Source organism: Vibrio sp. GJ43-1 (genome assembly GCF_055808835.1).
Window position 1 is genome coordinate 2,874,335 of record NZ_CM147884.1, and the last position, 11,464, is coordinate 2,885,798.

8 protein-coding genes and 5 pseudogenes are annotated in these 11,464 nt (G+C 44.4%); 4 read left to right on the top strand and 9 right to left on the bottom strand.

All coding sequences use genetic code 11. The features are described from left to right. Positions 1–99: 99 nt before the first annotated feature. Together truC and AC0L66_RS13740 are read right to left on the bottom strand one after the other, a co-directional pair. A complete protein-coding gene (truC, locus tag AC0L66_RS13735) occupies positions 100–834 on the bottom strand; it encodes a tRNA pseudouridine(65) synthase TruC (protein WP_473569267.1) in 735 nt (244 codons plus the stop codon). A 207-nt stretch (positions 835–1,041) separates the two neighbouring features. After that, positions 1,042–1,239 carry a YqcC family protein gene (locus tag AC0L66_RS13740; RefSeq protein ID WP_473567700.1) on the bottom strand — a complete coding sequence of 66 codons (198 nt, stop codon included), beginning with the start codon at positions 1,237–1,239 and terminating at the stop codon, positions 1,042–1,044. Positions 1,240–1,356: 117 nt separating this feature from the next. Here AC0L66_RS13740 and AC0L66_RS13745 point away from each other — a divergent pair, with 117 nt between their 5' ends. Both AC0L66_RS13745 and AC0L66_RS13750 read left to right on the top strand, forming a co-directional pair. Continuing rightward, positions 1,357–2,406 carry a DUF3549 family protein gene (locus AC0L66_RS13745; RefSeq protein WP_265675794.1) on the top strand — a complete coding sequence of 350 codons (1,050 nt, stop codon included), beginning with the start codon at positions 1,357–1,359 and terminating at the stop codon, positions 2,404–2,406. 9 nt (positions 2,407–2,415) lie between these two features. Next, positions 2,416–2,715 (top strand): DUF3301 domain-containing protein, encoded by a 300-nt coding sequence (locus tag AC0L66_RS13750; RefSeq protein WP_265675795.1) that lies wholly within the window; start codon positions 2,416–2,418, stop codon positions 2,713–2,715. Between the two features lie 35 nt (positions 2,716–2,750). Here the strand turns inward: AC0L66_RS13750 and AC0L66_RS13755 are convergent, their stop codons facing one another. Further along, a complete protein-coding gene (locus AC0L66_RS13755; protein ID WP_265675796.1) occupies positions 2,751–3,230 on the bottom strand; it encodes a GNAT family N-acetyltransferase in 480 nt (159 codons plus the stop codon). Positions 3,231–4,020: 790 nt separating this feature from the next. Between AC0L66_RS13755 and AC0L66_RS13760 the strand changes: the two are divergent. Together AC0L66_RS13760 and AC0L66_RS13765 are read left to right on the top strand one after the other, a co-directional pair. Continuing rightward, positions 4,021–4,309: pseudogene (locus AC0L66_RS13760) on the top strand (hypothetical protein). Beyond that, positions 4,302–4,754, top strand: coding sequence for a YaiI/YqxD family protein (locus AC0L66_RS13765; RefSeq protein WP_250615518.1), 453 nt, complete (start codon positions 4,302–4,304; stop codon positions 4,752–4,754). The pseudogene AC0L66_RS13760 and the gene AC0L66_RS13765 overlap by 8 nt, the downstream one beginning before the upstream one ends. Positions 4,755–4,833: 79 nt before the next feature. On the opposite strand, the pseudogene AC0L66_RS13770 reads toward AC0L66_RS13765, so the two are convergent. The 6 genes and pseudogenes from AC0L66_RS13770 to AC0L66_RS13795 all read right to left on the bottom strand — a co-directional run bounded on the left by AC0L66_RS13770 (position 4,834) and on the right by AC0L66_RS13795 (position 11,132). Then, positions 4,834–6,083, bottom strand: a pseudogene (locus AC0L66_RS13770) (glutamate-5-semialdehyde dehydrogenase). A gap of 19 nt (positions 6,084–6,102) precedes the next feature. Next, a pseudogene (proB, locus tag AC0L66_RS13775) lies at positions 6,103–7,240 on the bottom strand (glutamate 5-kinase). Positions 7,241–7,402: 162 nt separating this feature from the next. Continuing rightward, positions 7,403–7,792, bottom strand: coding sequence for a sigma factor-binding protein Crl (gene crl / locus AC0L66_RS13780; RefSeq protein ID WP_265675864.1), 390 nt, complete (start codon positions 7,790–7,792; stop codon positions 7,403–7,405). Positions 7,793–7,920: 128 nt separating this feature from the next. After that, positions 7,921–9,169 (bottom strand): annotated as a pseudogene (frsA, locus tag AC0L66_RS13785) (esterase FrsA). Between the two features lie 164 nt (positions 9,170–9,333). Beyond that, positions 9,334–9,799: pseudogene (gene gpt / locus AC0L66_RS13790) on the bottom strand (xanthine phosphoribosyltransferase). A 37-nt stretch (positions 9,800–9,836) separates the two neighbouring features. Continuing rightward, positions 9,837–11,132, bottom strand: coding sequence for an NCS2 family permease (locus tag AC0L66_RS13795; RefSeq protein ID WP_265675800.1), 1,296 nt, complete (start codon positions 11,130–11,132; stop codon positions 9,837–9,839). Between the last annotated feature and the right edge of the window lie 332 nt (positions 11,133–11,464).

An 11,464-nucleotide genomic window follows, 5' to 3' on the forward strand; every position in this document is an offset into this window, starting at 1 on the left:
CACCTCCTAGGATTGAAGTGACCATTTATGTGGGTCGAAGAGACAGTCTATCGAAATTCAACCCATTAAGAAATCTACTATTTCCGCTTCTCAGCTTGATTACTTCACGTAATCCTGAATCGCTTCACATTCTTGCCAACCAAATTCATTAATCAGGTCGATCCATGTATCATCAAAACGAGCGTTGATCACAATTTCAGTCTCTAGGATTGGGTGTGTAAACTTCAACGACGACGCGTGAAGCATCAATCGGCGAGCAGAAAAGTGATCACGAAACAAACGATTATGTTTACCATCACCATGCGTTGTGTCGCCAATAATGGGATGGCTAAGATGGTGCATATGCCTTCTTAGCTGATGCTTACGCCCGGTTTCTGGCTTCATTTCAACTAAGCCATAGCGGCTTGTTGGGAATCGTCCTGTCGAGTAAGGCACTTCGACTTGGGCTAGCGGTTCGTAAACCGTCACCGCGGGTTGCGCTTCTTTTTCTTGCGTCGCAAACTTGTCCGCGATTTTGTCCAATTCAAGCTTGAGCGCGTAATCAAGGCGATCACCCTCTTCTATCCACCCTCGTACAATCGCGTGATAGGTCTTTTCCATTTTGTGTTCGGCAAACATTGGCATCGCTTTCGAGGCTACATCACTCGATAATGCAAACAACAACACGCCAGATGTGGGTCTATCTAAGCGGTGCAATGGGAAGACATGTTGACCAATTTGGTCACGCAAAGTCTGCATAACAAACCGAGTTTCACCTTTATCTAACCACGAACGGTGAACAAGCATCCCTGCAGGTTTGTTCACCGCAATTAAAAACTCATCACGAAAAACAATCTCTAGCGGGGCAACTAGGTTCTAAGGTGGTCGTTGATTCTTTCACGGTTTCTGACGAGTTTTCTAAATCACGCTCAGAGGGATGACTGGTGCTGTTCGAGGTGGTCACGACTTGGACGCTCCATCAATTTTTTTAGGATGTGGATAACATCATTATACTGTGGCAAAGTTTGCCAAGCCTGCTCAAAATATGGCGTTATGTCGAAATTAGCTAGGTAGCGCTTGTCCGGCGGCAAGCATGGCTTCAATGCGAGACAAAAACACCCATTGTAACCACTCTTCTGGCGCTAATGTATCTATCGCAAACGGCTGCGTGCTTAACAACTTTTCTTCTGCAGGAGATTGCTTCTGCCATAGGCCATGTTGCTGCATCGCCCATTTTAATTCTTCAATATGTTGCTTCATGTTCAATATCTGAGTTGTCAGGCTGATTTAATTCAATGAAAACCAACCATGACCTTGAAAATTCGCGATAGAATACCATCTATTGCTCTATACCCAAACCGTACTAGGAACAACGCCATGGATACCCTTCATACTTTGACAAACATGCTGGTGAACAGTGGTTGCCAATACCACATCTACGATCTATCACGACGTGTTCAGAAAATTGATAACCAGCAATTTGCCAATGTTGAAAAAGGCAGCCAACCTTATCCGTTTCCCATTCAACGCAAAGCACAATTTGCGGTGGCATACTGGAATGAAGAGAAACAGCCTTGGATCTGGTTTTTAACGTTCAACTTAGACGAGCGCGGGTTATTAAACCAAGGTGATATTGGGCAATTTATCCAATTTGTCCTAGAGGCAATGGGATCTCGTTTAAGCCAGGAAATGACTGACGAACAGCAGCAAAAGCTAGCAAACAACCCGTTTACCTTCCGGCCAAAAGACGACAAGCTCGCCATTTTCCATAGCCTATTAAGAGCTCAGCTTGCTTTACCTACTAGCCAATACTACACACACGCTCAAGAATATTTCCAAGGAAAGCTAGGCTGGAACAACTGGCAGGGTGTTGGTTTACAGGGGATTACTGATCTCGCAGCACGATTAACGAATGACGATAATGGTCGAATCGTTCGTACCAGCTTACGTCATATTGCTAGCGAACCTAAATACGCACTACTCGGTGCCCTTGAACATGTTGCGTTACCTGACAAACTATCTGATGTCATATTTGAACTCGCACACGATGAATGCCAATCAAGCGACGCTGATCTGTTTTTGCTGTCCGCTTACGTTCGTGCATTAGCAGGTGGCAAGCCACAACAGCTCGAAACCTTAGTGACGGGCATCCTAAATAGCGCTCGCCTTAGCCACCAAGAGATCCTCATTGCTATTGCTGGTAGAGCTTGGCTTCCTCTCACGACCACTACGATCGCCGACCAATACCTCATTCGCTTAGCACAGACAGGTAATCAAGCGCTGTTTAACCAGTTATTTGCAGATCTAGTGATGATGCCCAGCTTAAGAATGGTGCTATTACCGTTGTTGCATTCCACCCCTTCACAAGAACTCACTACTGCTCTCGTAGGCTTGCAACAAGCCGCAACGCAAGGGCGTACGCACTAAGGATAGGCTGTGATTGATAACCTTTTAATGATTTTGGCGCTGAGCCTATTTTGCTTTTTCTTTTGGCAACAAAGGCGTCAATCAGAAATAGCGAAGTCGGCGGTAAGTCGTCGCTGTAAAGAGCTCGATTTACAGATGCTCAGTGTTTCGTTCGGTACTCATAGGATTAAAGATGCCAATGGTCGGTTTGGCTGGCACACCATTTATGAATTTGAGTTTTCCGCACTTGGTGACGACTACTATCAAGGCAAGCTAGTGATGAAAGGATTTTATGTTCTAAATTTTCATATTCCGCCTTACCGCATGTAAAGACAACAACATTGCCTTTAACTCAACGGTTAAACTTAACGAGCGGTCATGGTGAACATTAAATAGGGTCCGTGCTCATTAACGGCTCGGCCACAGGACTGAAAGCCCAGCTTTTCCAATAGTCGAATAGAAGAATGATGGTCAACATCAACGTTGGCTGTCAATGATTGCACGCCGAGCTCATGACTCGCAGTCGGCAGAAAACGCTGCAACACTTCTGTGGCGATTCCTTGGTTCCAATACTGCTTATCAAACAAAAATACCAATTCAGCCTGCTCTTTAACGTTATCAACAAACACATGACCTAAATAGTCACGTGTTCGAATATCTAACACCGCCATTGCGAATATTTTTGGCTCTTCTAGTAGCGTTTGAAAGAGTTGACGAGCAGTCTGCAGTGAATGAGGGCCATTCATATGCTGACGATTTTTGGCGCAAACATTTAGCATTAAAAAATCCGATTCTAAATGCTTGGTATAAGGGACTAAAAGTGTCCTAAGTGTCGCGATTGTCATGAGGCATTCCTTTACGTTCATTCGGTCGTAGAACAATATCAGGAGAGGGGAAAGGCGTTGGGGTGTGATGTGGGAAAAAGAAAAGCCCCAACACTCGCGTATTGGGGCTATAGTCTTACTCGCAGCAGTCCGGCTACTATAGGTGCTCCATGCATCATCCGTAATAGTGGCTGAATCCTTCAGCTATATCCTTTCATCGCCGTCCTAGCGGTGTCCATATCATCCAATGACACTAACCATCCCAGTCAGCTCGCTTCACTTGTTCCTTGAGCGGTGTCCTTAAACATCATCCTGATGTGTGTCCTAGCACTCTCCTGAGTGTGTCCTTGTCCTTTTAAATCATCGTCCTGATGATTTTTACGCATCCAGCGTTTGTCCTTACTTCCGTGCTAGTCACTCTTACCTTGAGTCACTAAATCTTCTTCCTGAAGATGACCTTCCTGTGTCTTTCCTATTCCGTGTCAGCATCCTTCCGACAAGTTCTAATTTACGCGATTTCAGCATTGAGACAATATACTGACAGAAAAACTTTCTTCAAAAATAAAATAAAAAACCACTATATCCACTTTAAATCAACCACTTAACAATAAATAACCAGACAAAAACCTGTTATTTTTCTCTTTATCCTACAGCTCATGTGAGAGATCTCTCACGCAGCATTTCCACTTTGTCCGTGCCTCTGTTCATCACATAAGTCACCATAGCGCCCCAGCATCACAATTTGTTAGGCTGTACCCCCACGCCATTCAAATGTACTATTCATTGATGACCTGTTTAATGGATAAAAATGATGTTAACCAAAGACGTTTCTGCTGAGATTCACGCAGTCCTCACGAGTTTGAACGAAGAAGGAAAAGAACCTACCGTCGCTTTGGTCAAAGGCCGATTATCGACAAAAGTCCCAATGCCTAGCTCTCATCACTGTCATTAAGTCATGGAAAGCCACTCAGCACATTCCTAAAGTTGAAGTTGCAGCAGACAACCGTTCGCTTTCTCAAGAAGCCCGAATTGCAGCCTTAGAAGCTCAGGTGCAGCAGCTCACAACAAGATTAGAAAAGTTGGAAAATACACATGGTTAAAATTTGGGTAGATGCCGATGCATGTCCAAAAGTGATTAGAGAAACACTTTGTCGAGCAGCAGAAAGAACCGGGCTGACCTGCACGTTTGTCGCAAACCACACCGTCCCAGTTCCCAAACGCGACAACATTCATTCAATTACGGTACCCGCTGGTTTTGATATTGCCGACAATGAAATCGTTAGACGCGTTGAAGCGGGGGATTTAGTCATTACCTCAGACATCCCATTAGCGGATGAAGTGATCACTAAGAATGCTTTAGCGCTAAGCCCTCGTGGTGAGCTCTACACAAAAGAAACCATAAAAGCACGGCTTAACATTCGTGATTTTATGGACACCATGCGCTCGAGTGGTATTCAAACTGGTGGGCCTGCTCCATTAGGTCAAACGGAAAGGCGTGAATTTGCCAATAATTTGGACCGTTTTTTGGCTAAGGCGAAGCGTTAAGCTTACCTGTGTTCAATTTAAAGCATTAAAAAAGGCGCAGTATTCTGCGCCTTTTTACTTTGTATTACGTGAAGACTCGTTACGGTCTTGCAAGGTAATCGGCTTTTCCGACCCATTTATAACTGGTCAATTCTTCTAAGCCCATAGGACCACGCGCATGAAGTTTCTGTGTCGACACAGCAACTTCCGCTCCTAAACCAAATTGCGCACCATCGGTAAAGCGTGTCGATGCATTCACATAGACTGCCGCCGAACCCACTGAGTTAATAAACGTCTCTGCGCTCGCCAAGCTATTGGTCATGATGGCATCAGAATGGCTAGCATTATGAATTCGCATATGGTCAATCGCTTCATCAACATCAGCAACCACCTTCACACCAAGCGTATAGCTGAGCCACTCAGTATCAAAGTCACCTTCTTGCGCTGCTCGTAACTCATCAGCACCCTCAAGTATGGCAAGCGCTTTAGGTTCGGCAACCAGTGCTACTTTACCCTGAATACGCTGTGAGAACGCTGCTAAGAACTCTACCGCGACTTTTTCATGTACCAACAAGGTATCAAGTGAATTACACGCAGAAGGACGTTGGACTTTGGCATTTTCTACCACATCCATAGAGCGCATTAGATCAGCCGATTCATCAACAAAAATATGACTAATACCAAAGCCACCGATGATCACTGGAATATTACTGTTCTCTTTACACATTTTGTGTAAACCAGCACCGCCGCGAGGAATAATCATATCGACATAATCATCGAGCTTTAGCAGCTGTGACACTAACTCACGGTCAGGCTTCTCAATATATTGAACGGACGCAGCAGGCAGCCCAGCTTTTGCCAACGCTAATTGGATCACTTTCACTAGTTCCATATTGGAGTGAAAGGTTTCTTTTCCGCCACGTAAAATACTCGCATTGCCCGTTTTCAAACACAATGCGGCAATATCAATGGTCACATTGGGGCGCGCTTCGTAGATAACACCCACAACACCAAGAGGCACGCGACGACGAGACAAGCTCATGCCATTTTCTAAGACTTTGCTGTCCATCTCACTGCCAACAGGGTCATTGAGCGTGATAACGTTACGAACGTCATCGGCAATGCCTTTTAATCGCTGCTCATTAAGCAGTAAACGGTCAAGTAACGCTTCCGTCAGTCCAGCTTCTCTTCCTAGATTGATATCGATGGCATTGGCAGCCAAGATAGCAGGCAAGTTCGCCTCAAGTTCATCAGCGATAATATGCAATGCCTGATTTTTTGTGCCGTCGATGCTGTAGCCAGTGCAAAACTTGCTTGTTTTGCATCACGACCCATTTGGATCATATCCATTATTTATCCTTTTGAATTCTTAATCTTGAATGACAACCATGTCGTCACGGTGAATCACTTCTGAGCCGTAGTCGTAACCAAGCAGCGCCGATATTTCATTACTATGCTTGCCAGAAATCTTAGCTAAATCGCTATCAGAATAGCCACAAATACCACGAGCAATAAGAGCGCCGTCGAGCGTTGTCACGCGCACGACATCGCCGCGACTAAAGTGACCAGACACACTAACCACACCTTTTGCTAATAGACTACTTCCCTTGCCAATCACCGCATTTACCGCGCCTTTATCGATAACAATATCACCCGTCGCTGCTGGACCTAGCTAAAATCCAACGCTTGCGATTTTCTAGCGCTTCAGCAAGTGGCAAGAAGCGCGTACCTTGCGGCTGTTCAGACAAAGCATCAAAAATCACGTTCTCCGCACTGCCTGCGGCAATAATAACTTCAATACCAGCTCGTCGAGCGATATCAGCCGCTTGTAATTTCGTCGCCATACCACCGGTACCCAACGTTGTGCCACTACCACCAGCAATTTTTCGTAGCGTTTCATCAATCGTCGTGACTTCTCGTATCAGCTCAGCGTTTGGATCTTTACGAGGATCCGCGGTAAATAAACCACGTTGATCCGTCAATAATAGTAATTTATCCGCACCACATAAAATGCCGACTAACGCGGATAAGTTATCGTTATCGCCGACTTTAATTTCGGTTGTCGCCACCGCATCATTCTCATTTACAATAGGAATAATGTCGTGGTTAACAAGCGCATTGATCGTGTCGCGTGCGTTAAGGAAACGCTCACGATCATCCAGATCAGCACGAGTCAGTAGCATCTGCCCTATTTTAAGACCATAGATTGCAAATAAAGACTCCCATACTTGGATCAATTGGCTTTGACCAACCGCGGCAAGCAGTTGTTTGCTTGCCATTGAGTTGGGAAGTGCGGGGTAATCTAAATGCTCACGACCAGCCGCGATCGCGCCAGACGAAACAATCACGACAGAATGACCCAGTTTTTTTAACTCAGCACATTGTCTAACTAGCTCCACCATATGCGCCTTATTTAGCGCCAGTGAGCCACCCGTAAGAACACTTGTTCCCAACTTCACCACAACGGTTTGTGTATTGGTCGTTACAGAATTGATTTCAGTTGCCATTTCTTTGAGCTTGATATGAAAAATTTAATAGGAGTGATGTTTTAGCAATCAAACATCAATTGTACAAGTAAAAACTGGTTAGCTGGGAAAGAGGGGGGTAGATAAACGATAAAAATAGCCTCAGAGATCCCCAAGGCTACTTACTTGCTACATTAAGCCTACTTACACAAACTCAACCGAATCATCATGAATCTCTACAGAGAGCTTAAATTTATCATTTAATGCTTTCGTCAGTTTTTCATGAAACACTTCTTGAGTGCGAGTAATTTCCGCCGTTGCCGCTTTCGGGGCAGATTCAAGTACCCACTCACCCACTTGGTTATAACGGCCGATCTGATACGTAGCTTCTAATTTTGCGTCGTCTATAGATAAATCTAACCACCAGCCCCAAAATTCACGATCTTCGGGTGATTTACTATCATCCACACAAACCGATAAGCAATCAAAGTGGTAGGCTCCTTCTTTACACAATGGCTCTCTCAAGTAGGGACCAATGGCTTTTAGTGCCGTAACCAAACGGTAATGTGTGGGTTTTTTCGCCTCTTCTGACATCATGAAACTCCGTTTCAATGTAAAAATACTAGTTAGACGGTATAAACCTATTACTCATGATTTATTTATATTTTTATCATAGAGTTGATTACACCATTATTTCATATTTAACTAAATACAAACAAATGTCACCTGAAAAGTTCATCTTCTAACCACTTTATCGCCATTTCTAGCGATTGCTCATACCCTTTGGCGATCCCTTTCGCTGGGATCTGCTTCGCTTTACCATAGTCACTAAACATCGCAACAAGACGATTGTCAGAGATTGGCGAGACCATATCGCCTTCGAGACTCATCGCGAGAATAGGCACCCGTGTGCGGCGAGACGTCAAAAAACCTTGCACTTTTAATGACCAAGCCATGAGTTGACCCGACAGACTGTTTATATCGACGATATCTTTGCCTAAACGCGATGCCAGCATATCCAAATACATCTTTGGCATCTGCTTGATTTTTCTGGTTTGGTCAACACGTCGTGTATCGGGGCGCCAAGAGAAACGCAGCCCTTAATTTTATAGGGCTCTAAAAACGATAACCGTACCATTGCGTTACCGCCAAATCGGAACCCGAGCAAGCCAACCTTAAAATGATCGACCCAAGGAATATTTGGCAATTCGTTGAGTACCGCTTGATGCAAACAAGAGCTGTCTTCACTCAATGGCCAACGAGCGCTGTGACCAATAGAGGGCATATCAACCGTCAACATCGCAATACCTGCAGGAGCAAGGTAATCACGGTATAAACGCCACATATCCGTTTGCAACGAATCTAGCCCTGCGCTAACAATGACTACCTGGATTGAGGTTTATCAGTACTTGGCAAATGAAGGTTGGCGACAATGCGCTTGTTCTTATACGGGATTTCAAGTTGTTTGATAATATGGCTTGTTCGCTTAGCGGCTTCATTATAAGCCGTATTGGCAAGCACCTGAGCTTGAAGTGCCAAATTGTCATTTTTTAAGTGCGGATAACCAGCAATACTAAAACACAACGACGCAGTAAAAAGTTGCTCTGCCGAAGCATCACCATTGAGATCGTTGGCCTGCTTTTGATGCTGCATACCCAATTTTGTCCACTCGTAGTTCCAGTTACCACTGTGGTATCCCATCACCGTGTCTAACCACTCATCCACCGTACGAGAATGATCAGAAGAAGCAATACGAGCAAGAATTCGCTCTTGTTCTATGGGATCGACACCTTGCCAGACCCACTGCAACCGTAGCAAGTTTCGATACCAAGCCCTTGGCATCAGCTCTCGCTTCTCCTCAAGAATTTTTTCACTACTCGGCATATACCTCATAAGGCGAGAGGTTTCTTTCGCCTGCTTGTTCTTTTCAAACAAGGTTTCGGAGATATTTTTACTGACTTCTTCTGACATACGATAACCTTACTCATATCATTCACGCCCTATAGTAATCAAAAAACCGTTTGGGTTCAGTTCTTTTACGTCGCCGAGGGGCAAACCGCACCTAACTCACTACCGTTTCAGGCATAAAAAAAGCCCACATTTTCATGTGGGCTCTCAATCTACGAACAAGCGTATTATTTTTGCTTGCGATTCACAGGCTCTACATAAGATAGAACCATATCCCAAGGCTGTTCAATCCATGTATCTTGCGGAATATCAACAATGTACTCGTCAACCAGCTCGATGCCAGCAGGCTTAGCACAAACAGTGATCAACTTTGCTTTTGGATACATTTCACGAATTTTACGAGCAGTATCGCCACTGTCGACTAAATCATCGATGATCAAGAAGCCTTCGCCGTCATGCTCAGGTGCTTTTAGTACTGTCATATCACGTTGATGGTCGTGATCGTAGCTAGAAATACATACCGTATCAACAAAACGAATGCCCAATTCACGAGCTAGAATCGCAGCAGGAACCAAACCACCACGGCTTACACCGATGATGCCTTTCCACTGCTCTGCCAAGCATTTGTAGCTCAGCAAGTTGACGGCAATATGCGTGCATATTGTCCCATGTAATGACGAATTTGTTAGCCATAGTAAAAACCTAAATTATTTAAAATCGAATGAGCCAATTATGCAGCTTCAAGGACATACTTGATGATGAAAATCGCAGCCATCACCCAAACACTGACTGAAACATCGCGGCCTTTGCCACTAAACAGTTTGATTGCAGCGTAAGAAATAAAGCCCAGAGAAATACCTTCAGCAATAGAGAACGTAAAAGGCATCATCAAGCAAGTCACCACAACAGGTGCGGCTTCTGTAAGGTCACGCCAATCAATGCTCACTAACCCTGACATCATCAGAATTGCGACATATAACAGCGCGCCAGCCGTTGCGTAAGCAGGAATCATACCCGCTAAAGGCGAGAAGAATAATGCAAGTACAAACAAAATGCCAACAACTACGGCAGTTAATCCTGTTCGACCACCGACAGCAACACCTGCCGTACTTTCCACAAACGATGTGGTGTTTGATGTACCAAGCAGAGCACCAACCGATGTTGCCGTTGAGTCAGCAAGTAGCGCTTTATTTAAACGAGGGATTTTACCGTCTTTACCAATAAGGTCTGCTTTTTGAGCAACGCCTACTAGCGTGCCTGCCGTATCAAATAGATCAACAAACAAGAAAGCAAAGACAACTGAAATCATGCCAATTTCAAACATATGTGAGAAATCAAGCTGTAAAAACGTAGGTGCAATGCTTGGGGGCGCAGACATAATGCCGTGCCATTGAACATCACCAAAAATAATACCCAACGCTGTTACCGAAAGAATCGCGATCATCACTGCGCCTTTTAGGCCGCGATGTACAAGAGCAATCGTAAGGAAGAAACCAAAGGCTGCTAAAACAGCAGGCAGTGATGTGATCGCTCCCATTGAAACCAGTGTTGCCGGGTTATCAACGACAATGCCCGAATTTTTTAGGGCGATAAGTGCTAGGAATAAGCCAATACCCGCTGAAATACCGGTACGCAAAGACATTGGAATGGAGTTAATGATCCATTCACGAATCTTGAAGACACTCAATAGGATGAACAACACGCCCGAACAGAACACTGCTGCAAGCGCCACTTGCCATGTGTGGCCCATGCCAAGAACAACCGCATACGTAAAAAATGCATTCAAGCCCATACCCGGCGCTTGTGCAATAGGATAGTTTGCTACAAAACCCATAATGAAACAGCCAATTGCCGCTGCCAAACAGGTTGCTACAAAAACAGCATCACGATCCATTCCTGCATCCGCTAGGATAGCTGGGTTTACAAAAATAATGTAAGCCATTGTCAGGAAGGTAGTAAGTCCAGCAATGATCTCAGTGCGCACATTCGTGCCATTTTCACTGAGTTTAAATAGCCTTTCGAGCATATTCGAATCCCTAAAGAGTAAAAAGTAAACGGTTGCGTAAACGATTGGCGCGAATTATAAGGGGTTCAATTCGCAAATTCCACCTAGAATTTTCACTCTATTGCAGATAAATGTTCTTCGATATGAAATCAATTAACTATGCAATAGTAACAAATTGAGACAGTTAGCAATAAAACCAACGTGAACAAAAAGAATTATTCACACACCAATTGCATACTATTTATACAGCAATTGACATTATAGAAGACAAGAAAGAGAGAGGGGACGAGATCGCAGGCAAAAAAAACGCCACTCATTGAGTGGCGGTAGAAAAATTTTGGTCATCAATTGGG